Origin of the sequence: Allocatenococcus thiocycli (genome assembly GCF_921292965.1) — a bacterium.
In the GTDB taxonomy this organism is placed as follows: Bacteria; Pseudomonadota; Gammaproteobacteria; order Enterobacterales; family Vibrionaceae; genus Vibrio; species Vibrio natriegens.
This window is the reverse complement of record NZ_CAKLCK010000015.1, coordinates 66,570-89,587: the sequence shown is the minus strand read 5'-3', so window position 1 is coordinate 89,587 and position 23,018 is coordinate 66,570. Positions and strand designations below refer to the sequence as shown.

The following is a 23,018-nucleotide window of genomic DNA, read 5'->3' as shown; positions in this document are numbered from 1 at the left end:
TCACCGCCAAACCCTTTGACTTGGTTGATAATACGTTTTTGAGGTGCTCGTCGAGTATTTGTTGAGGGCGATGTCGTTTACCATACAACTTTCGACACGATAGGTAAGTGGTTAAATCTTTCAGGGATAGTGCAAACTACACAACTTTGATATCATTCTCTTAAAGTCAAACTGTTGCATAACTTGGTTAACTATAAGAATGAATACAAATCAGTCAGAAGACTCAGCAACCAAACCATCTCTTACTGTTTTTTTAGACCTAGGTTTCTTTCTTATATTGAGTTTTTTGGTCAAAAGTGCAGCTTTCAATATTACAAGTATTAGTGGAGAAATATTTCCATATTTCGCTAAGGCATTCAAATCATCAGATACTTGGACTGAGGTGCTAAAAGATTTTCGATTGTGGCTCATTATAGCCGCAGTGATTATCTATTCGGTTATTAAACAACGGCCTGGAGCATCAATTCTAAATCAAGCTGCCCATATTCTAAGCAGCCCCATTTGTACTTCGACGCTTCACTTTGCTATCTTTTTGATTGGTATATATTTTTCTATTATCTCGTCTGCCGTACATACTTGGATAACAACCGAAAGTATTTTAACTTATCGGGAAAGCTTTTCTTACTCCTTAGCTTTATTATTTATAACGATTACCGTCTTCATTCTGAACCAGTTGGCTATAAATAAGAAAAACAGTGACATTCAAGATACTCAAGTTGAAGCATATAACTACAGAATTACCCAACTTCAAGAACTTATTCGCTTAGCCCCACCAAATGGTTTTGCCAAAACACTTGCGGAATATGTTGATGTGGCTGACGATTTCGTTCAGATGGTCGGTAGTGGTCGAAAGGAGATCACTAGCTCTCTAAATTATCTAAAAGCAGAAGCGCCTGATAAGTTAGACTTTCATTGGAATCCAACCAAAGGCATCGTAGATCTAAAAGCTAATCTAAATCCTCAAAAAGTGAACGAAGAAAGAGCTAACATTAAGAAGCACATACAGTCTTTAAATGATAGAAGCGCAGAAAATGCGAAATACATTAGAGCATTACTGGCTGCTTACGCTAGGCTAGCTGCATTGTTCGACGGTGTTGAACCTTCAAGAACAAACAACAATATTTATCGAGCGAACTTGATGTTGAAATACTCAAGCATAGATAAAACATTACCTGAACTGAAAGAGTTTCGCTATATACCAGCAGTGCTAAAGCATCAAGATTCTTCAGGGAATGAAAACTTAAAGGCTAATTCTTTAGGTAACTATCTGACTCTGCATCAAGAGCTATCTGTAGAAATCTACACAGACAAGAAAAGCATAACGAAAAAGGTAGAAAACTCTCAGAGTAACACTAATGAGTACGAACCGATTAAGTTTGAGCCAGATTCTGAAATTGACGATTTTTCAATACCATATTTTGAGATGACCTCTCAAAAAAAATACAACTGCTTCGGAGCACCAAGAGCCATAGCGGAAGCAGAGTGCCAGTTCATTAATGACACTATGAAAGCGATTGAGCATTGGAAAAAGGAAAGTAGTCCACCAGACGAACTAGTTGAAGAAGCAAAAGTACATTTCAGTAGACATAATCGTGCAAAATCTATTATTTCACTGCCTTTGATGACCAGTAGGTACTCTGAAGAACACAAAAAAAATGTTATGGGTGTTGTAAATATCTACAGAGACAAAACAAACTTGATGATGGGGGATCAATCTAAACAAAAGCAGTTTGAACACATTACAACTCCACTAAACTTTGCGTTAGCTCGCATAGTCTCGCAAGATATAATTGTTAGATATAACGCGATTTTTTTGCAGGAAATCTTAGATTCTGTTACGATATCTGGCCTTGAATGTGCCATACTTGATGACGAAGAGAACAAAGGAGTTAGTCATGGGTGAGTTTCTACAGTATGCAGATGAAGTATACGAAGATATTAGAGCTCAAGAAAGCATTGAAAATGAACTATCTCAAATTCTTGAATCAGGTAACATCACCTCAGAGCAAATAGAACTCATTGCTCATGAGGCAGAGGTTGTACAGCTTTAGTTTTCTTTAGTTGCACGCCAGTACAGGTTTACAGGAAGGCGAACACATTAGTGTTCGCTTTCTTACTTGTGGATTACACAAAAAACGAAGATTTTTCAACTAAGACAGCAAACCGTCATCAAGGACTTTTACTGCGCTCATAGCTGTATAAATTTCCGAATTCAACAGTTCATCCCAGATATCCAAACAAGTGCTGATTGCCTCATCATCTTCATCTTCTGTCGCTTCATCGTAAAGACGCTGCAACACGCTTAGAAGAGAAGATTCGCGGATATGCATATGTCGATGCTTAAAAGACTCATCTATATTATCCACTTCAACGATGTTTTTGACTAGATCCAATAAAGAGTCACTCATATCAACAAGCATACCTGGAAAGCTTTCCAACTTTCTAAACAGATCGTAAATACAGTACTTTACAGCTTTAGATTTGACAAAATCACTAAATAACACAGTCGAGTTGTGCTTTGCCCAGTAGTTGTCATACTGAATGCACGAACCCACTTTCTGCGAAATATCTTTGTCCTCATCGTTTATTAACGTTCTGTATGACGGCTCAATTTTGCTAATTCGATCATGGTGTTTATCTTCTCTTAAGAACTGGGATAGAACAGAAGAGCAGCCATTCCTTAGCTCTTTGTCGCCTTTGAGAACCAACGCCAGCTCATCTTCAAATAGCTCATTGAAAAACCAACGGGCATAGATCTGTCTAGCTGCTTCTTTCCTAATATCCACATACTGAGAGTCAAGCATTCGGAGAACAAGTTCAATGTATTCGTTGACATGCTCGCTCTCGAACCCTTGGTTGAAAAAGTGGTTTGCACCATACCCTCCACTGACGCGAATATCTTTAGTACATAACTCTATAAACTTGGTATGGGCAAACGGGCTATCGTAATTAAGATAAGGCTTAAGTAACTCTAAAGCTGACATTTTGACCGCAGGGTGTTCATCTACAATCGCATGAGCAACTACGTCTCTATTTTGGTTTGCAAGCAATTCGTTGTTGAAAAAAATCCTAGCTATCGCTATATATGCTTGCCCACGAACGCAATTGATTGAGTTATCCATCAAAGATTTGGCTGACGCATCCTCGGCTGAACGACCTTTGTCAGGGTTCCAAACATTCAGTCTGTTTAATTCAGGGTCTTTGGCATGACGAGCTAGATGGAACAATAAATGAAAAGCTTTTGCGTCCGAAGCTAACGACTGACAGTCGAGCAATCTAACTAAAGCATGTTCGCTTTCACTATGAGGGAAATGTGCAATCACTCTGTCCAATAAGATATCGCTGCAAGGAGCCCAACCCTCTTTGTAGTCTGCATGAGCTTTCTCTTTACTACCGTTAGCTAACCCTCGAAAAAACGCACTAACATATTGGGCGTTTATATCTCTTGGTAGCAACAATGCAAGATTTGCGAACCTTTGTCAACGCCAGTTTAAAATTGACCCACTTATCGACGTTATCGCCGAAGTAAAATTGACCCACCCATACAATTAACTTTTGCCTTCAGATAGACTTTCTAGAACCGCTGGTATGGTTCCAGCCGCTTTCTTTCCTCTTAATCGATAGCTTTCACCGCTGATTTGTACAATGTGCGAGTGATGAAGAAGTCTATCGAGTAATGCCGCCGTCAACGTTGTATCATCGGCGAACGCATTTGACCATTGAGAGAACGGCAAATTACTGGTCACGATAATGCTGCCTTGCTCATAACGTTTGGCGATGACGTTAAAGAACAAGTTGGCCTCTTCTCTGCCGAACGGTAAGTAGCCGATTTCATCGACGATAAGTAGCTTAGGTGCGAGTACACTTCGTCTCAAGTAGCTTTCAAGCTTACCCTGAGCTTTTGCTGTAGATAGCTGAAGCATCAAGTCTGCTGCGGTGATGAACCGTGTCTTTAGGCCCTTTTGAACCGCTATTTGGCCAAGGCTCACTGCAAGGTGGCTCTTACCAACGCCACTTGGGCCGAGTAATACCACGTTTTCCTTTCGCTCAATGAAGGCTAACCCTGTTAACTCCTTGAGCTGTTTTCTTGGGGCACCCGTTGCGAACTTGAAGTCATAGTCATCGAACGTTTTTTCCATTGGGAAGCTGGCGAACTTAGTCAGTGTGGCTCTTGTGCGTTCTGCTCGCGCTTCCAGTTCAGCGTTCAGAAGTGACTCTAAGTAATCGGCTAGACTCAGTTCACGACTGTTGGCTGCTTCTGCCAGTCTCGGCCACTCCTGACCGATAGCTTGTAACTTCAGCGTTGCACAGGCAGCCTCGATACGACTCATTTGAAGGTTCATGGTCGTACCTCCAACAACGCATCATACGTCGAGAGTGGGTGCTGGAAGCTCTCAAGTGGCATCACACTATCGCTTATTGTTAGTGGTGTGACTGGGCGTGTCGGCGATGGTAGCGACTGAAGTGTAAAGCGCTCTTCATCTAAGAGAACCTGAGGCTTTGCACCTGTCGTACCATGAGTTCGTTGGTGAGCGACGGTTTCTAGCCATGCGCCGATATGTCCATTAAGAACATCGACGGTGATTTTAAGTCCGTGTTGCTTGAGTGTCGCCGCAAGAGGAGTGACGAAACTATTCTTCAAGTAGGAGTTAAATCGCTCCACTTTTCCTTTGGTCTTTGCGCGATATGGACGACAGGCTCTCGGTTTAAAATTGTACTTCTTGGCTGCGGTGAGCAGTGCAGGGTTCCAGCGGTGCTCACCTTCACCGTATGCATCACGCTCTATCATGATGGCTTTCGCATTATCGAACAGAACTTCTTTGGGGACGCCACCGAAGTATTCAAACGCTTCTTCAAGACCTTCTATCCAGTCTTCTTGGCGCTCTCGTTCACTAAAGCGAACGAACGTCGCTCTGCTATAACCAAGCGTTGCCACGAAGGCTTTAACACGGACTCCGTAATGGGTGATGGTCGTAAAGTCCACTTGCATCTGCTCACCTGGCAATGTCTCGAACCGAACGACAGGGTCGACAGGCGTACTTGGTTTGTACTGTTTGATGTACTCCTTAAGCATCGTTATACCGCCTTCATAACCAAGTGATTTTAACTCACGTAGTAAGACGGTTGCGGGTATCCAATAAGGCTTTGCGGCTTCAATCCGCGTACACAAGTAGTCATGGTAGGGCTGAAGTTTAGTTGGTCGGGATTGACGCTCGGGGTACACGGGTGCTTTGCTTCTATCTCGCAGATAAGTACGAACGGTATTCCTTGAGATCCCCAGCTCCTTTGCGATACGGCGGATGCTGCACCCTTGCTGATGTAAAACGTGTATTTCCACTAGTTGCTCCTGATTGATCATAATCCGCCGCTTTGTCCATGTTACGAACGGATAGTTTGACTCAGGTGGGTCAATTTTAAATCGGCGTTAGTGGGTCATTTTTACATCGGCGCTGACACCTTATAGGTTCATTACAAACTGCACCTTCAAGGGTTTGAGAGAATTGCTCTATACTTGACTCAGCAACTAGCTCGGCAGCTAATTGTTTCCATCTTTTTCCTTTAAATTGCTCTTCAGGAGTGAGTATTAAGCGTGTCCAAGACTTGTCCGATAACTTATTCCCGAATGGCAACGGAGAAGTTACACGGCCTCCCGTTGACTCGAACTTAGAACAAAAATCTAAATATGAATATGACTCAAACTTTCTAGCTAACATGTCAATCAATTGACGAGTACTATTCGCAACTCTAGTTGGATCTAGTTTAGGCAGCAAAAAATGTTGAGCTTGCCCCCAATAGCTTGGATAAACTCCCCACTTTCTAGCTTCAAGCTTCCTTCGAACTTCATCTAGGCTACGGTAACTCTGAAGACTAGATATACATTTTTCAAAGGCCGTAAATCTTTCTAGACTGCAACTCTCAGAGAATTTTTCGATCAATTTCCCTGGTAGAATCCAGATAGGTTCACGGTAGGTATTCCCACATGACAAGTGTAAGTCTGGGTGCGCCAGCAACCAGTCAATAACGTTATCAGACTCATTCTGAGAGAGATTCAGCAATAGTCGCGCAACCAAGTGTACTGTCACTGGATTGGCTGTCGAGAGGTACGGTCTGACTAACTCGTGCAACATATTAGGATCAGAGCCTAACTTTTCCCCAGCTTTTTCTATAAGAGAGAACAGTCCAGAAGTAAGACGGCAGTCATGATCATAATCACTCGCTTCATCCTTATGTAACCACAAAAATACACTTTCTCGATTTGGTTGTGATTCAGCTATGTCATTTACCTTCTTTAGCAACCTGCTAATTACGGCTTCTGGGATCACATCCGATACACCTAGAATGTCTTCTAACTCAGTTGGTGACCAGTTATCTCTTTGCGTTAACTTTTCATGCGCTCTAACTTCTTCCGAATACCTAGGCTTACAAATCACTTCTCGATAATGCTCTAGAACTACCTCTATCAAAGACAATACTCGTTGGGGGTGCCTTTTTGAAAGAGATCGCCAATCTATATAGCTTGCTGGGCAGTTCTTTTGAAGAAGATCTTTCCTCAATTCAAACATGTCATCAGAATCATCTTCAATCTTCCAGCACAGACTACTGTATATTTTCTGATTCCAATTATCTGACACATCGACATATGGGCGCAGAGTTGCGACCACTAAATCTGGCTTAATTTCCGAAATAGAGCTCAGAAGACCAACCGAAGCATCCACTAGCTTTTCATCGGAGCTGCTAAGCCAGTCCTCCAAAAAGCCATTCTCTATTAGATACTCGATTATCTCAGGATTTTTAAAGCAGCTCGTCGAGATAAATTTCTTATTTAGTGCTGGAGCATGAACTAACTTGTTGATTAGCTTTCTAGCGGGTGCTTTTATTGCCTTTAGGTCTTTGAGCGAATTAAGGGCCAAAAATTTGAGGTGAAAACGAACCTTATCGCTAAATAAAACTGCCTCTATGCTAGAGCAATAATTTTTTTGGCTAGCGTCTAGTAACATGTTTAGCGCGTATCTAAGGTGCTCCCTTTTATCTAGAGTTTGGTTGTCAAACCCTCCAAGCACAGATAGAAGTTTTTCTGAAGATTCACTTCCTGCTCGATATAACTTGGAACCAACTTGATAATCATATAATGCCTGGTGCCTAAAACTTACGCGTTGATCCTGCTTAGTTAACACTCCTATTGATATTAATACTTCTAAGGCCCACCGAGAACCAACAGGAAGAGAGTTCAATGACACAGACAAACAACCTTGTTTCATCATTATGCCCACTAGCATATCAATAAGTTTTTCTGCTTCTTCAACCGATAGATGATGGGCGCTTATTTGACTTAATCGATCATCCCAAAAATTCTTAACCAACTCTAATTTGTTATCAAATCTAGGAGCAGTCTGTGTCCGATACGCAATAGTTAGGTATATGCCAAGCCATAGCGGTATCTTAAGAATCTCTTTCTTTACGGAAGAAAGCTGTGAGTACGTCTCAAATGGCGAGACTAACTCGTCTACTTTTTCCTCATCTAATGTAGATAATGTGACTTCATGCAATGACTCCGAAATACTATCTAGCCAACTTGATAAGGCGATATCTTCGTTTAGCTCAAAATCCCTAGAAGCCAAGACGATTGATATGTCTGCACCTTCTTTACGTAACGCAATTGTTTGCCTTATTAACTCCTGGCAGATGTGCAAAGCTATATTAGAATGCGCGCCAGTCCATCGGATAGCGTCGAGTTGATCCAATATAATCACTACTTTGTTGTGTTTTGATAATGCACTTAAACTGAAAGGTGGCGAGTATGGGAAACCTAAAGATCTTCCATATGCATCTAGATTATCTTCTGGGTTTCGTCGATCAAGCCTCACTGGAACACTGATGGCTCCACTCTTACGAAGGTAGTTATGAAGTTCGAGAAGTAATGAACTTTTCCCAACTCCTGCTTCTGCTCTAATCAGAGTTACAGGGTTTTCTTCTAAAGAGTCGGTGATGCTATCCAACTCCCTTCGTTTAATAAGCTGATTACATATCAAGAATGGTTGGATTGACTCATCAAACTCTTTGGAAAGGTTATCAACAACCGAAAGTACTCGTTCATCTTCGGGTATCCCTCTAGCAACAAACCCAGCCTTTTTCAGATCATTTAATAGTTGGTTCGCCGTAATCTTGTTACGTAATTTATTGTATTCAACAGGATAATATTTAAGGAACTGGACTAGCTTGTTACTGCGGCCACTGAACAGAGAGGAAGCTTTGTCTTCTAAATCACTTTGATTATGTTTATTCAAATCATAACGGATAATCTTAAAGCGCTGTAAGAACAGCATTGCTCTGCGGATATCTTCTTCTAACTCAACAGATAGACCAAGGTATTCACATAATGAACTGAAGCACTTCTCTCTCTCTTGGCTTTGTTTTACTTGATGTTCGAGGAAGTCAAAAGGCATTGCATTACTGTTCAAGGCACTTTCACATAAATCGCTGATTATTCTACTCGATAGTGGTGAAACCAAGTGAAACTCTGTAGCCCCTCTACCGATTTGGAAGCTTGCGTTTTTTAGAATGTTGGAACTATGAAGTTTAGATAAATGCCAATATTCGCTATTGCCAGAGCTTGCTTTACACTGATGGTGTTCGTATGAGCCATCACTATTGCCTATTACCAAGTCAACTCCGACTTCATCATCCCCAATAGGCTCTACAGTCACATAACTTATCTTTTCTTGTAACAGTCGTAATAACTGATATGCAATCCAGTTAGATTCATACCTGTTGCCAAGCTTTTCCGCATATCCACCTGCTTCTAGCGCCATACTGTCCGTTCTCAATATAACCTTACACATCAGTAAGATATGGCCTAGCTCTTCTTTTTACAATTGATCTTCTAGTATCTGTGACAATTTAGGGACAGGTTACGAGTTAAATATTCAGTTCGTAAAGTACGGTTCGGGTTTTACGAACTGAGTTTTTACCCTAAATAAACAGCTCTCGCGACCAACTAGTTTCCAACTTAGTTACCGAAACACATTACCTGCCCCCTTCCTGAAGTATTAAAGTTTCCAACTCGGTTATCGTTAAAGAGTATTCCAGATCGTTGATTTAGATGGCTGGCAAGTTTCCATCTTAGTTATCTGTGATCAGTTGTATCTCTGATTTAAAACTTGGAAAAAACTACAAAATAGACAAACTTCGGTTTGTCTATTTTTTTCTTGTTACGAAAAGAAGTTACCCTTCGAAATGCTTAAAAAGCGCTTAGACTAATCTTTCTAAACTACGCCTTCACACCCCATTTAACGACCGACGACTTATCACCTCAAATCTGCTTGTTGCGTCGAAGATTCAAACCAAATCTAGAATTTTCCATTAGATCACATTAAGCAACTACGCTTAACCATACGAAAGACCTTAAAGTTTGGGCGATATCTTGTTTTACCCTTGCCACCTTGAATTTATCTATTCGGGTTACTAGTTTAAAAGTAATACTCTGCAAGGAAAACGTACATTGACTGAGGGTGAAGTCGCACTTGATGAGATGAATGTGTTAGTCGTTGATCAATGTTTAACGACTTCAATTTTGATGGTTAACCAACTCATCCCATTAGGTGGAAAGGCATCAAATCCAACTTGTGAAATAAGTGCACAAGGGAGCTTCGTTTTCTTCACTTTTCATCTCGACTCTGCATTACCCTGTTTATACCGTATTTTCTTTCAATCTTCTGACGCTAAGATACTTAAACACCCCTCAGTTAAGCCGGCTCAAAGCATTCCACAACAACAATCATCATCCTGGAAGCAGCGTCAGAAACTTCTTTTTACACTGAAAAAGCACACGTATTCAGTTGGGAAAACACCCAAACTGAGTTCAATTGATACCGCCGAAGCAACAAACGCATCAAACGATCATAGAGTCAAACACTTAGTACAACGAGCAATACCTCCTAACTATTCTCATTGGTTAGAAATCTATCTCGCGGATTTTTACACCAACCGACTGCCTGCATCATAGAACCAACGTATTCTTTACAGGGATTAATAAATGATCAATTTTGACGTGTTAAACAAAGCTATGGATAACGATGTAGAGATCATTATCACCGTGTTTTCGACCTACTTAGAAGAACACGTTAATGGGTTGGAACGCATTAATGAATTATATGCCAATGAAAATTGGCCGGAACTACACTTGTTAGCGCAAAGCTTAAAAGGAGTACTAGAAAGCTTCGGCGAAGACACCGCCGTCACAGCATTACAAGAAATTGAAGAGGATACACGCAACAATATTGCACCAGATGTGTCAGATATCACTATAGTTAATAGGGAGCTATTAACGATTAATCAGCAGATTTTTGCTTACTTAGACAATATGAATGGCAAATCTGTATAGGCTTAAAGCGGGGGGATATATGGCAATGAACAGCAGCAACTTTAGAGAGCTTATTGATTCGCTCAAAGATTTAACGCCAACTCAGAAAAGGTACCTCATTAGCCGAACAAAAATGTCGTTAGATGACGAAAACGGTATGTTCAGAACTGATGATTTACTTACGTGTACTAATTCAGACCTGATCTGACAGTTACCCGTTTTTCGACTTGGTGCCTGTCAGATTATATCTGGGCTAGATTCTTTTTAGCCCAGATTGATTTTCCATCCTCTAATGTTTCTATCGGCGTTCTGCCACAGCACATTTTTCCTTGATGAGTACGGTGATTGTTGTAGTAGTCCATCCATTCGTCCAGATCTTTCTGCAACTCTTCGATAGAACCATACAGTTTCTTTCTGAATGTCACTTGGTAGAACTCATTCAATATGGTCTTGTGGAAGCGTTCGCAGATACCATTTGTTTGTGGTGACATCGCTTTAGTTTTCGTGTGGTCGATATCATTAATGGCTAGGTAGAGCTGGTAATCGTGCTGCTCAACACGACCACAGTATTCAGTGCCTCGGTCAGTCAAGATTCGCAACATTGGCAGCTCATGAGTCTCGAAGAACGGCAGAACCTTATCATTCAACATATCTGCTGCGGTGATTGGTGTTTTTGTCGTGTAGAGCTTAGCGAAGGCAACTTTGCTGTAGGTATCAACGAACGTCTGCTGATAGATGCGTCCAACACCTTTAAGGTTGCCAACATAAAACGTGTCTTGAGAGCCAAGATAACCTGGGTGCGCTGTTTCTATCTCACCACAAGCTTCGTCATCATGCTTTTTGCGCTCAAGGGCAGCAACTTGCTCGTCTGTTAGGATAATACCGCTCTCTGCGACCTGTTTCTCCAGTGCGATAAGACGTTTCTTGAAGTTCTCTAGGTCATTGCGAAGCCAGATTGAGCGTACGCCACTTGGAGAGATAAATACCCCCAGTTTACGTAATTCATTACTCGTTCTAACTTGTCCATGAGCTGGGAAGTCGATGGCGTATTTGATAACGGCTTGCTCAGTTTCACTATCAACACGGTTCTTTAAGTTCGGTGCTCTTCGGCTCTGGTTAATCAGAGCATCAATACCCCCCGTCTCAACCAACTCTTGATAACGGTAGAAAGTATCTCTTGATACCCCCATAACCTTACAGGCTCTAGATACATTACCGAGTTCTTCTGCAAGATTGAGAAGGCCCGCTTTGTGTTTGATGATTGGATTGCTAGTATGAAGCATGAGAGTTACCTCTTTTTGTCTTTGATTAGTGATTAAGCACCTTTAATCAAAGTGGGTAACTCTCTTCTTTTCAAATTGAAGTGTCAGATCTAGTCGGAACTAATACAACTTACGCAAGAAGAGTTGGCAGCTTTGCTTACTCCAACACAAACAACAGAATCAAAATAGTGACAGCTCGTCAGCGCTAGGAACCAGGTAGAGCAGAAACGCTTTACTTGGTTTTTAGATTTTTTATCAGGTTAGACGTGTTTGTGCGAAACAATAGAACGAGTTAAGTGTTATACGCTCCCACAGCTATCCAAAGTGATTCCCCTTCCCCTCAATAGAACCTTTGGTTTACTGACTTAACACGTTACTCATTGATTGCTCATCTCTATAGCGATTGTAATCTTCTGCTAATAATTGATGCTGGTAACGCGTATACGATAACGCTTCGTTAGAGACAACTATCTGATTTTCTTTCTCTATCAGTTGACCACGCAGCTGTTCAATCTCCTGATTCTGTTGGGTATTGTTGTTATACATTGCAATCAATCCGAAGATAGAAATCATCAACATTGCAATCAGGACATTATTGATGGTTTTAGGTTGAATATGCATAAACCTCTCCTTGTCTCTATCGCACTTTACCAATTAAAGCCCATGCTCAACGCCCCCTGAACAAGGGATTCTATACGTTCAGAAAGCGAATCTAGCAGTGACACATTTAATTATAGGTGAGTGACTACAAAAGAAGAGAAATACTCAACAATTTGAAAGTGTTTCATACCATAGAAGTCAAAAGCAGCAAGATTCACTTTATCCTTACTGCTTTCTATGACCCGATGAAGATCAGCGTATTTTAGCTTTGAAAGGCTTCTCGAGCTGAGATTTTCTCAAACCAACGAGCGATATTTGGAGCCGTTGAAAGCACATCAATCTGAAGTGCATTAATTGCAAATCCAACGAACAGGTAACCAGTAATATCTACAATAGTAAATCGATCAGTCGCGATAAACTCACTTTCCGCTAAACGTTTATCCAAAACCGGTAAAAATTCCAATACGCGAGATTTTGACTCCTCGCCCCACTCTTTTACGCAGTTTTCGCGATCCTTATAGATAGCGCTGATGTTACGGAATGCCTGAAATGCTGCGTATAGCCCCTGAAACTCAACAACACGATGCCACATTTCAACCTGAGCACGTTCACGTTGATTTCCACCAAATAAGTTGAGATCGTTACTGAACTCTTCATCGAAATAGCGACAAATAGCCACACTTTCACAAATTGTGGTGCCGTCATCGAATTCTAAAACCGGAACTTTTCCATTCACACTCTTTTGTTTGAAAGAATCCGTAAGGTTATCTCCGTCACGTACATTTATTGCGACTCGTTCGACATCTCCACCGATTTCTTTAAGAAAAATGTTAACGCGCTTGCAACTTGGCGTCATCGCGGTTTCATATAGCTTCATGTAACACCCTATTCCTTTATCTAACTGTTCGGTTAGGTTATACTGTAGCCAGTTTATAAACGATCAGTCAAGAATATAATTACTCGTCACTTCATAAGATTGAAAAATCTTTCAAAGCAACGATTTTTAAGTGGGTACCTATATGGCAAGAAAAGCTAACTTTGACCGAGATGAGAAGCTCTTGGTCGCCATGAACCTGTTCTGGCGCAAAGGTTTTTCAAATACCTCGATCTCCGATCTAACAGACGAGCTGAACATTAACCGTTTCAGTCTTTACAATACCTATGGCGACAAACAGCAGCTTTATTACGAGGCGTTAGACGCATACCTGAAAAAAGTCTCGTTACCCTCTCTGGAGAATTTGAGTAAAGATGACGCTTCCCTGCGTGAAATCGAAGCGTTTTTGACGTCTTTTGCCAAGCTACAGCGCAAAAGTAGCTACGGATGTTTTGTTCAAAATGCGTTGGTAGAACACGCTGGTGAAGATAACGATGTATTACGTATGGGGCACTTTTTGTTTGACCATCTCATCGAAATCATGAGTGAAGCAATAAAAAACGCACAGAGGGAAACATTAATTCCTAAAACGCTCAAACCAAAAGAACTAGCCTGTTTTATTCTCAACAATATGCAAGGAATGCGGGTACTTGGTAAGGCCAAGCGTTATGACGATTTAGACACAGCGTTATCGTGTTTACTCACCTTAATAAGGAAATAATATGTCATTAAACGTCATCGTAGTTAGGCTAACCAAAGGTATGGATCTTAAGCAATGCCTCGCGCAGATTGTGCTGGAACAAGGCATTACAGCAGGCTCAATCGCTTCTTGCGTCGGCTGTGTGTCACAACTCCAGCTTCGTCTCGCGGGTGCCAAATCAACTTTAATCAAACAAGAATCTTTAGAAATTGTATCGGTAATGGGGACGTTGACACCCGAGCATCAACATGTACATATTTCGCTTTCCGATGAGCAAGGACACGTTTGGGGTGGACACTTAATGGAAGGCACAATCATAGATACGACAGCCGAGTTAATCATCCATAGTTACCCTAAACTCACCTTTAGCCGTGAGATGGATGAAAGCACCGGATATACAGAATTACAGGTAAACATTACTTCAACTAATTAAGTAATATACCTAACAAAGTAAGTATAATTGGGCGATAATATTTATTTTAATAATTTCATCGTCCAATCAATAAGTTGCCGATTTGATTTGTTTAATTAAAACCTCCTCAGAAAGCCCTTTGCAATCTCGGATATTTCATGAGCTCTATCAGAGCCATTAATACACCGTCTCGCACCAATAAAGTCAGTATTATTATCATTAATATAATCAGATATTCTTCTACCAGTGAAAGTGCCGGTTTTAAAACCATGAATAAGAACAAATAAAGCAATATTAGGCTGCATGGCAATATCCGGTTGATTAGTCATATCTATATCCAGTAACTGTGAATACTTCTCGTAGTTATTCTTCCAAGTAAGTTGTACAAATCCTCTACCGTAAAACGGAAAATATCTGAGATTTTTCTTTCGCCAGTTTTCGCTAAGCCAATAGGCTTCACGAACAGGCATGAACGTTTGATTGGTTTCCCACTGAGTTGTCGCGAGTACGTATGCCTTCTGTGTGTCGAGTACTAAGCCTTGCTCTATACATTCATGTTTGATTGCGTCTATCACGCCTTCTCTACAAGTAAAGTCATAAGTATCATTTGCGGTAATACCATCTAACCTCACTTGTAAACGCTCAATCGACTCCTTGCCGATTAGGCCAGGGTTTCCTGGTAGTTCATCGGTTTTGAACTCGGCCCATGCGTTGCGAGTTTTAGGACCTATGAGTCCATCGACTGTGCCTACCGGGTAGCCGAGAATACATAGCGCCTTTTGTAACTCTTCTACTTGTTTTTCAACTAATTCACTGACGGGAAGTGGCGTTTTAATGGTTAACAACTCTGTAATTTTCATTGTATTAACCCTCTAGTACCTAACTAGAAATGTATTTAAAAGTAAACAGCTTAAATATATTTAACTAAGTAATAAGGAAATGGTACCTACTATTCTAGATCACTTGCTGATATTTATATAAATAAAAATGCATACAAATAACGCATTGACCAGTGATGATTAATAACTCATTTAAAGAAAATGCCTGACCTGGTAGTACACATTGTGAATTGTGCGGCTATGTAATTACCATGAAATAAGCAATAGGGCTCATTTACCACCAATCAAATATAAACAACTGAGCCCTATAGCGTTTTCGCGTACAAATTCAGATAATTTATTTGATTCTTTCTATTCGAACTCGAAGGCTGCCACTGTTATTGCCGTACTTAAACTTCAGATCGTTTGCAAAGAACTGCAACTCCCCTGTTTTGGTAACTCGATAAACGCCCCTTTGTCCAACCGCTCTTGCGCTATCGTCATCACTATCAACCACTGCACAAAGCGTAAACCAGTCAGAACTCGGCACTCTACGTAATCCTTTCATCGCTCGAATCGGCAGCTCAGCTAATCCCAGTTGTACATGGTTTAAGTTCCAACCATCTCCGTCACAACTGATCTCTTTTCCATCATGCCAGCTATCTCCTTCTCGAACCGAAATCTCGTACTCCTCTCCTTGTTTAACCACTATGCCGGTAAAGTTGTAAAATCGGTCAGCGTCGATCATACGCTCAACCGATTGAGAGACGCTCAACTCTTCCCAGTTCACCGCTGCATAATGAATGTGCTGTGTATAGCTAGGGCAGTCCACAGGAGAATTGATAAAGTCATACCAAAGATAATGTCGTTTATTCATTAGAGACTTAGGACGGTAGTCATCATCCCGATGTAAGCGCTCCGCCACAGCGTAATGAATGACAGGATACAAATCATCATTGATTTTATCTCTATCGATCACGCAACAACGTCGATCATCTAAGGTCACCCAATCAATGATTGGCCACCTATCCTGCTGGTGGTTTTTTCCTAAAGAATTTGGATTTCGCTGTAAATCATCAAGGCCGATCATCCCTTTTAATCTCTTTGGACAAGCTCTGTCGATATCGGCTTGGCTCGGAAATTTAAACTGAATTGCAGGGAGAGAATGATATCTGGTCATATATTCAAGCCATTTCATCGCGTGACTTAGCGTAATGTCCGACAGACCGTCGCGGTAATAGCCGCCACCAACGTCCGAATGCGCACCAGCAAACCAAATTTCATGGATTCTGTTCGGATCGTGGTTCATTAAAGTTGGCTGAAATGCCCGACGTTTATCATCCAGGCTAACCATATGGATCGCTTGTTTGACGATGTGTGATAAGGTGCATCCATATTCAAATACAACATCATAGTCAGGTCTGCTTGCGGTACTCAAGTTGGGTAACCCAATGCTTGCGACCGTATCAAACACGCAGAGAAAAACGAATGGTTTGGTGTTATCGGTCACGCTAGGATGCTCTTTCGCTATCAGACCAACGAAACGGCGTGCCAATGCCGCCCCGCGAGAAAACCCAGTGGCTAGCACAATATCGCCTTGTTTATAGTGTTTATTAAAATCGGCTTTGGCTTTGTTAAGTATCGAAGCCACATCGCAGCTCTCCAACGCTAACCCTTGATTTATTGCGCGTTTGACCCAACTACCATTTGTGCCAACACCCTGATAATAAAAGCAATGATCGACGGTGTTTTGATCACATTGTCCATATTGCTCTCCGCTCAGGAAAAGATTACCTCCCATCATCAAATGAAGCTTGAGAACATTACTGATGTTGTCATCTTCTTGTTTCGCTTTATATTTTACCTCTTGCTTCGCATCTTCCGGTTCATTGCCTGTTCCGTCGAAATTAAAAATGAGAAACGATCCCATAAGCCTTCTCCTTACTTTTTATAGGGGAACCGACTTAACTATAGATCTATTAATAAGCTTATCTTGCGACGAGGAATTCAATCACTCAAAAATCACCTGAATGGGTGATAAGGAAGCAATACCAGAGTATGAATATTGGGTGGTTCAGCTTTGATTAACCCGAGATCGAGGTAATTTAATATCTATCCGTATCGCATGCGACATTCTGCTTGCTGTTATCACATTTTCCATTCATCATGGTTTTACAAACTAACTTTGTGCGATACAGATAACATTCTGATTGAAACTATCTTTATGCTAATTTATGCCACTCTGCTCTAAGTCTTAGCACTCCAGAACGCATACAATCGTTACTTGTTTGTTAACGCACAAAGTTGAAAAACATATAATGCAAACACGCATATTGAACAAGGCAGAGCTATCTGCTTGATAATTTGAATAAGAAAGGAGTCATAATGGCGGCTTTTGGTACTGAGTTTATGCCTAGGATGGCATTAGCAACATTTGAAAATAATCAATGGTCTGACACACAGATCGTTACATCAGACAGTATTTCACTTCATCCCGGCGCTCACGTATTGCATTACTCAAGCACTTGCTTTGAAGGTCTGAAAGCATTCCGTCACGAAGATGGCAGCGTACACGTTTTTCGAATGGATCAAAACGTCGAGCGTTTTGCTCAAAGTAGTCAGCTACTCTCGCTACCTGAGATTGATAAAGAACAAGTATCAAAAATGATTGTTGATATTGTGTCTGAGTTCTCATCTGAAGTGCCTTTGCCTCCAGGCTCAATGTACATTCGTCCAACTCACATTGGCACAGAGGCAGCCGTTGGTAAAGCAGCAGCACCATCAATCTCATCAATGCTATATATCCTACTTTCTCCAGTAGGTGACTACTTCTCTGGCGGTGCTCACGCCTTACGTCTACTGCTAGACGAAACCGGCCAACGTTGCGCGCCACACATGGGTATGATCAAAAGTGGTGGTAACTACGCGAGTGCATTAGCACCAACGTTAGAAGCAAAATCAAAATACCAGGCAGACCAAGTACTTTTCTGTCCAAACGGCTACATTACAGAAACAGGTGCTGCAAACTTCTTGTTGGTTGATGGTAACGAGATCATTACTAAAGCCCTAGATTCAAGCTTCTTACACGGTGTAACACGCTCTAGTATCCTAACGATTGCTAAAGATCTAGGTATGACCGTTACAGAACGCGAAGTCTCTGTGGAAGAGCTACTTGAGCGCGCCGCTAAACCGGGCGTTGAAGCAATGCTTTCAGGCACTGCAGCGGTACTAACTTCTGTCGGTACGCTTATCCACAACGGTCAAGATTTTAAAGTTGGTACTGGTGAAGCTGGCCCAGCGGCGAAAAAATTGCGCCAAGCACTGAACGATATCCAATGGGGTAAAGCGCCAGATACTCATAACTGGTTGACTAAGATTGCTTAACCTTTAACCAAAGACGAGTTAGTTTTAAAAAATAATTTGAATAGCCTTCATAACTAGTGTGTAAATTTTGCTTTTCCGTTCACTTTTCGAACGAAAGAGTAATCACCGACCAAGTGATGGCTATTCATTTTCTCCATTCAAGGACCTTTCGGCCTCTTTAAATAAACTATACCTATTAGGCAATAATATAGGCATTATCTAGTAGATCTAATTGCACTATCCTCATCGCATTTTTGATTAGTTTTCGCCGTTACTACTAGACATTATTTCTCGTAAAATAGTGTTCTCACATCCGACACATCTTTCACGTTTTGTATATTTTTTGTTAAAAGTGTCTATCCAGCTGCTTGATCCTTAAAAGAACTTACCCTAGCCTATCCACTCAGTTGCTTAAAACATCTATTTGCGTGGATGAAAATAATAAAAGGATTTTAAAATGAAAAAAATAATCTTAACTCTACTTGTTTGCCTCGGACTATCAAGTAACGCGATAGCCAAAGAGTGGAACACTATCCGATTTGTAGTTGAAGGTGCTTATCCTCCTTTTAACTGGACAACACAGGAAGGTGAGTTAGTTGGCTTTGATGTAGATTTAGCAAACGCTTTGTGCGACGAACTTAAAGTAAGATGTGAAATCGGTAAACAGGATTGGGATGGTATTATTCCTGCGCTATTAGCAAGAAAAAGTGACGCCATTATTGCGGCAATGACAATCACAGAGGCAAGAGAAAAGAAGGTAGCGTTCACTGCACCGTATGCTCTTGTTCCACAAAGATTTGTTATGCATAAAGACCGTGAAGTCGACACTAGCGAAAAAGGTATGGATGGTATTGTAGTCGGTGTACAGCGTGCAACGGTCGGCGATCAATATCTTAGTCATGCATATGCAAACATCGAATTGCGTCGATACAATACGTTTGATGAAGCCTTTACTGATTTAATTAATGGACGTTTAGATACTGTGTTCGGCGGCGCGATTGGATTGCGCAGCGGTTTTTTAGATACGGAACAAGGCCAAGATTTTCATTTTACTGGCCCTTCTTACACAGAACAGAAGTGGTTTGGTAAAGGTGTGGGAATCGCAGTACGTAAACAAGATAAAGATTTAAGAGATCTTTTAAACAAAGGTCTAGAAGCACTTATTTTGAACGGTACCCATAAAACGATTGCCGATAAATACTTTCCTTACGATATCTACAACGTTGAAAGTATGTAACGTTTATACAACAAAGTTGAATCTACATTAAAACGCCAAAAGGCCAGCTAACGCAGGCCTTTTTAAGTAAATACAGGATACTGTATTAGCAAAAACCTTTTAAGGACTAGGCACCTTGGGTATAACTCTCCCACATCGAAAATGCTCGTTCATAAGCTTTTTCTCGGTCTTGCATTTCAGCAAATAGTACGACCGCCATTGTTGCAATCACCGTATTTGCCATTTGTGTTAAATCTTGCTCTGATGTCTCAAACAGGCAAGAAGATGGCAGAGGCACTTCAGAAATCATTTGCTCAGTCCAGTAGTGCGAAGTGACGCCACTGGTTTGGCTCAACCAAACGGTTTGGCTGACTTTAGGGTTATATTCCGATTCACCAGATTGACCTTTGAACGAAACAACTGCATGACGCGTCTGTCCAATTTCATGCTCGACTTCTGCATGAAGCTGCTGGAAACCAGGGTGAAAACTGCCACGAATTCCAATTGTCGCTTGACCAGGGTTTAATGCGCGAACAACCGTGTTAATCGGCGTTCTCAATCCATAACGATTTTTCCAGCCAATCATCTTTTCAGCTCGAGGCGCAAAGACGCTTAAAGGAAGGTAGACAATATTTTCTGTCTCCAGGATTCGTTTCGCTTCTTCCGTTGATTGCGCTTTTTGAATGTTAAGCTTGTTTAGGTAATCTTCTGCATGACGACGTCCAGACTGGCGATCATGATAGCCATGCATCAAAACTTTATAGCCGTTATTTGAAAGGATTTTTGCTGAAAGAAGGTGCCATGGCTGCCCTGCTGCTTGACGTTTGCCTGCGTAGCAAGGCCAATCAATATCTGCGCCTATTGCAGGCATACGAGACTGAAATGCTTTCACAAAGCCTGCGATTTCTTGCTGAGTTTCGTTTTGTACTCGGATGAGCATCAAAAGCATCGCCATCTGGTCATCGTCAAACTCACCATTTAAGTACTCATCCATTACTTGGAAGGCCTGATCAAAGTTCAGAGGTTTTCTGCCTCGCTCTCCGCGTCCTACCGTGCGGATACATTCCAAAATACTGCTCATATTCCCTCTTATTATCGGCTTTTAATGTCTTAAAAATAATAAACGTAGTTGTACCACGTTTCTCATTACAATCAATGCTAGACGTATACCTTAGGGTTTGTTGACCTTTCGAGCTGACTCAGCAACTTCGCCAAATATATGATTGTTTCACTCACAAATTAGATGCGGATAACAATGTCAGCAATGATACCGAACGATGTGACAAGCAAAAAAAAACCTCTCTCGAATCGAGAGAGGCTGCACTGCCTTAAACGCTGTTAGTACATTTAACAAAAGTAATACCCTATCCCGCATCTCCGCCTGCTAAGGAGAGCGGTGCATCGAGTTAACGATGAACATTTATAGTATTGCAATCTAAGTGCCAACTTTTAAAAGCCTTAAATAACAACACGTTGAAGATTTTCTTATAAGTATCCTTTAAATTACTGCGCACTGATAGAGTGCAAATGGCACTCATTATCGTGCAAAATCGCTCATACGCTCACAACCTGGTCTACTTCTCGGGTTTTAGTCGGATGTGCTGCTGTAGATTAGCCGTCACGCTCATCCTCTAAATGAAGGCATTACCACAGATCATTCCTTGATGTTCAAAATTAAAGCACAAAATCAAATTCCAAAAATACGAACAAAAAAGGTGTTTATATCTAATTAAAAAACTTTAAACCTATATAAAAAACTGCATTTTTAAAATATTCATGGTTTGATAATTTATGAATTTGCCTTTTTTACAGTATGATTCACCACCTTTCCAATGTGATAACAATCACTAAAAAATATAACATCTGCCACATTATTATTTATACGAAGGCAATTCCTCAGTGAAAGAGTCTCAAAAAACTTTAGGTTATAGTGAGTTAAACACAACATCATGGTCTAAACACGATACACATTGGGTGCTTAGCCTATTTGGCACTGCTGTCGGTGCTGGTATTTTATTCCTTCCAATCAACTTAGGTATTGGTGGCTTTTGGCCTCTAGTAAGTATGGCGATACTCGCCTTTCCTATGACTTATCTTGCCCATCGAGGGTTGGCTCGATTTGTCTTATCTTCAAAAATTAAAAATGCCGACTTTACGGATGTGGTAGAAGAGCACTTTGGCGCAAAAGCGGGACGTGCGATTTCATTGCTGTATTTTCTGTCTATTTTTCCAATTCTACTGATCTATGGCGTAGGCATTACCAACACCGTTGATAGTTTTATGGTGAATCAGGCTGGCATGGCGTCCATGCCCCGTCCTCTTCTTTCTGGTGTTCTCGTTTTTGGCTTGATTGCGATTATGATGGCTGGAGAGAAAGTAATGTTGCGTGCTTTTGCGGTTATGGTTTACCCGTTAGTCGCTATCCTTGCTTTCCTATCATTCTATTTGATGCCCAACTGGACGATGCCAGTGTTAAACGCGCCAGAAATGGGGTCGTTTGCAAACACCATGTGGTTAGCCGTACCTGTGGTCATTTTCTCTTTTAGCCACGCAGCAGCGATATCAAGCTTCGCCAACGTGCAACGACGCCACTACGGAAAAGACGCCGAGTTCAAATCCGAGCTCATTCTCCGCCGCACAAGCGTCATGCTGATCGCGTTTGTACTGCTGTTTGTCTTTTCATGCGTTTTGTCCCTTTCTCCGCAGCAATTGACGGAAGCGAAAGCGCAAAACGTATCCGTGTTGTCTTATTTGGCCAATGCGACTGATAACCCATTCATTGCAACGCTGGGGCCTTTGGTCGCTTTTGTTGCGATCACTTCCTCTTTCCTAGGCCATTTTTTGGGCGCAAGAGAAAGCCTGAACGGGTTACTGACGAAAAATTCAAACCTACCTCAACGCCGAGCAGATAAAGTTAGTGTGGTTGTGCTGTTTATTTCGATTTGGATAGCAGCGATCATGAACCCGAGTATTCTTGGTATGATGGAAGCCCTTTCCGGCCCAGTTATCGCAATGATTTTATTCATTATGCCAATGATGGCTGTGTATAAGATCGCATCATTAAAAGATTATCGCGGTAAGCTATCTACTTACTTTGTCTTATTGACTGGTATTGTCGCCGTGAGTGCTTTGATTTTTAGCTTAGTGGGCTAACAGAGGTTGAGCTAGGTGGGGGTTCAGGGGAATACCTTGTAAACATCTAAGGTAATTCCCTGAATTTTGCGTCGTTTTCTATGTAGAAGTTTAGAATCTACAGCTCTGTTAAAGAAGAGTGAAAACACCTGCAATCATGATGATTGAGGCAATGCAAGTACGGCCGATAATGCCGAAGTGTGAAGGTTGAATCATTTCATTGTGCATAGGCAAGCTCCTTTTTGCGGTTTAAAGCCGTTTCTTAACGACTTAATAACACT

At 41.3% G+C, this 23,018-nt stretch carries 19 protein-coding genes; 9 read left to right on the top strand and 10 right to left on the bottom strand.

Annotated elements, in window-relative coordinates; genetic code table 11:
• Nucleotides 1-199: 199 nt before the first annotated feature.
• The gene (locus L9Q40_RS06300) at nucleotides 200-1,903 is read left to right on the top strand and encodes a hypothetical protein (RefSeq protein ID WP_138940198.1); all 1,704 of its coding nucleotides are present in this window, start codon (nucleotides 200-202) and stop codon (nucleotides 1,901-1,903) included.
• Nucleotides 1,896-2,051 (top strand): hypothetical protein, encoded by a 156-nt coding sequence (locus L9Q40_RS06295; RefSeq protein ID WP_162814011.1) that lies wholly within the window; start codon nucleotides 1,896-1,898, stop codon nucleotides 2,049-2,051. Before L9Q40_RS06300 ends, L9Q40_RS06295 begins: the two co-directional genes overlap by 8 nt.
• A gap of 99 nt (nucleotides 2,052-2,150) precedes the next feature.
• Here the strand turns inward: L9Q40_RS06295 and L9Q40_RS06290 are convergent, their stop codons facing one another.
• The 4 genes from L9Q40_RS06290 to L9Q40_RS06275 all read right to left on the bottom strand — a co-directional run bounded on the left by L9Q40_RS06290 (nucleotide 2,151) and on the right by L9Q40_RS06275 (nucleotide 8,810).
• A complete protein-coding gene (locus tag L9Q40_RS06290; RefSeq protein WP_498792730.1) occupies nucleotides 2,151-3,458 on the bottom strand; it encodes a hypothetical protein in 1,308 nt (435 codons plus the stop codon).
• 90 nt (nucleotides 3,459-3,548) lie between these two features.
• Entirely contained in the window at nucleotides 3,549-4,343 is a 795-nt protein-coding gene (gene istB, locus L9Q40_RS06285; RefSeq protein ID WP_050935648.1) for an IS21-like element helper ATPase IstB, read from the bottom strand.
• On the bottom strand, nucleotides 4,340-5,359 hold the full coding sequence (istA, locus tag L9Q40_RS06280) for an IS21 family transposase (protein WP_050935650.1): 1,020 nt from the start codon (nucleotides 5,357-5,359) through the stop codon (nucleotides 4,340-4,342). Before istA ends, istB begins: the two co-directional genes overlap by 4 nt.
• Before the next feature lie 55 nt (nucleotides 5,360-5,414).
• Nucleotides 5,415-8,810, bottom strand: coding sequence for an NACHT domain-containing protein (locus tag L9Q40_RS06275; protein ID WP_498792728.1), 3,396 nt, complete (start codon nucleotides 8,808-8,810; stop codon nucleotides 5,415-5,417).
• 689 nt (nucleotides 8,811-9,499) lie between these two features.
• Here L9Q40_RS06275 and L9Q40_RS06270 point away from each other — a divergent pair.
• Nucleotides 9,500-10,003: a hypothetical protein gene (locus L9Q40_RS06270; protein WP_498792726.1), complete on the top strand. Its 504-nt coding sequence runs from the start codon at nucleotides 9,500-9,502 to the stop codon at nucleotides 10,001-10,003.
• Nucleotides 10,004-10,033: 30 nt separating this feature from the next.
• On the top strand, nucleotides 10,034-10,381 hold the full coding sequence (locus L9Q40_RS06265) for an Hpt domain-containing protein (protein ID WP_014234306.1): 348 nt from the start codon (nucleotides 10,034-10,036) through the stop codon (nucleotides 10,379-10,381).
• A gap of 221 nt (nucleotides 10,382-10,602) precedes the next feature.
• Here L9Q40_RS06265 and L9Q40_RS06260 read toward each other — a convergent pair whose 3' ends face one another.
• The 3 genes from L9Q40_RS06260 to L9Q40_RS06250 form a co-directional block, all read right to left on the bottom strand.
• On the bottom strand, nucleotides 10,603-11,643 hold the full coding sequence (locus tag L9Q40_RS06260) for an IS481-like element ISVvu4 family transposase (RefSeq protein WP_498792724.1): 1,041 nt from the start codon (nucleotides 11,641-11,643) through the stop codon (nucleotides 10,603-10,605).
• A 336-nt stretch (nucleotides 11,644-11,979) separates the two neighbouring features.
• Nucleotides 11,980-12,243, bottom strand: coding sequence for a hypothetical protein (locus L9Q40_RS06255; protein ID WP_014234308.1), 264 nt, complete (start codon nucleotides 12,241-12,243; stop codon nucleotides 11,980-11,982).
• A 241-nt stretch (nucleotides 12,244-12,484) separates the two neighbouring features.
• Complete coding sequence (locus L9Q40_RS06250; protein ID WP_014234309.1) at nucleotides 12,485-13,099, bottom strand: glutathione S-transferase; 615 nt, start codon at nucleotides 13,097-13,099, stop codon at nucleotides 12,485-12,487.
• A gap of 142 nt (nucleotides 13,100-13,241) precedes the next feature.
• On the opposite strand from L9Q40_RS06250, the gene L9Q40_RS06245 reads away from it, so the two are divergent.
• Together L9Q40_RS06245 and L9Q40_RS06240 are read left to right on the top strand one after the other, a co-directional pair.
• On the top strand, nucleotides 13,242-13,817 hold the full coding sequence (locus L9Q40_RS06245; protein ID WP_065298534.1) for a TetR/AcrR family transcriptional regulator: 576 nt from the start codon (nucleotides 13,242-13,244) through the stop codon (nucleotides 13,815-13,817).
• A gap of 1 nt (nucleotide 13,818) precedes the next feature.
• Nucleotides 13,819-14,229 (top strand): PPC domain-containing DNA-binding protein, encoded by a 411-nt coding sequence (locus L9Q40_RS06240; protein WP_065301214.1) that lies wholly within the window; start codon nucleotides 13,819-13,821, stop codon nucleotides 14,227-14,229.
• Between the two features lie 95 nt (nucleotides 14,230-14,324).
• Here the strand turns inward: L9Q40_RS06240 and L9Q40_RS06235 are convergent, their stop codons facing one another.
• Together L9Q40_RS06235 and L9Q40_RS06230 are read right to left on the bottom strand one after the other, a co-directional pair.
• On the bottom strand, nucleotides 14,325-15,068 hold the full coding sequence (locus tag L9Q40_RS06235) for a peptidoglycan-binding protein (protein ID WP_498792721.1): 744 nt from the start codon (nucleotides 15,066-15,068) through the stop codon (nucleotides 14,325-14,327).
• Nucleotides 15,069-15,384: 316 nt separating this feature from the next.
• Nucleotides 15,385-16,956, bottom strand: coding sequence for a T6SS phospholipase effector Tle1-like catalytic domain-containing protein (locus L9Q40_RS06230; RefSeq protein WP_498792719.1), 1,572 nt, complete (start codon nucleotides 16,954-16,956; stop codon nucleotides 15,385-15,387).
• A gap of 455 nt (nucleotides 16,957-17,411) precedes the next feature.
• On the opposite strand from L9Q40_RS06230, the gene L9Q40_RS06225 reads away from it, so the two are divergent.
• Nucleotides 17,412-18,410: a branched-chain amino acid aminotransferase gene (locus L9Q40_RS06225; RefSeq protein WP_014234314.1), complete on the top strand. Its 999-nt coding sequence runs from the start codon at nucleotides 17,412-17,414 to the stop codon at nucleotides 18,408-18,410.
• A gap of 436 nt (nucleotides 18,411-18,846) precedes the next feature.
• Nucleotides 18,847-19,626, top strand: coding sequence for a transporter substrate-binding domain-containing protein (locus L9Q40_RS06220; RefSeq protein ID WP_020334955.1), 780 nt, complete (start codon nucleotides 18,847-18,849; stop codon nucleotides 19,624-19,626).
• A gap of 106 nt (nucleotides 19,627-19,732) precedes the next feature.
• On the opposite strand, the gene L9Q40_RS06215 is transcribed toward L9Q40_RS06220, so the two are convergent.
• Complete coding sequence (locus tag L9Q40_RS06215; protein ID WP_020334956.1) at nucleotides 19,733-20,686, bottom strand: glycosyl transferase family protein; 954 nt, start codon at nucleotides 20,684-20,686, stop codon at nucleotides 19,733-19,735.
• Nucleotides 20,687-21,504: 818 nt separating this feature from the next.
• Between L9Q40_RS06215 and L9Q40_RS06210 the strand changes: the two genes are divergently transcribed.
• Nucleotides 21,505-22,758, top strand: coding sequence for an aromatic amino acid transport family protein (locus L9Q40_RS06210; RefSeq protein WP_498792716.1), 1,254 nt, complete (start codon nucleotides 21,505-21,507; stop codon nucleotides 22,756-22,758).
• Nucleotides 22,759-23,018 lie beyond the last annotated feature (260 nt).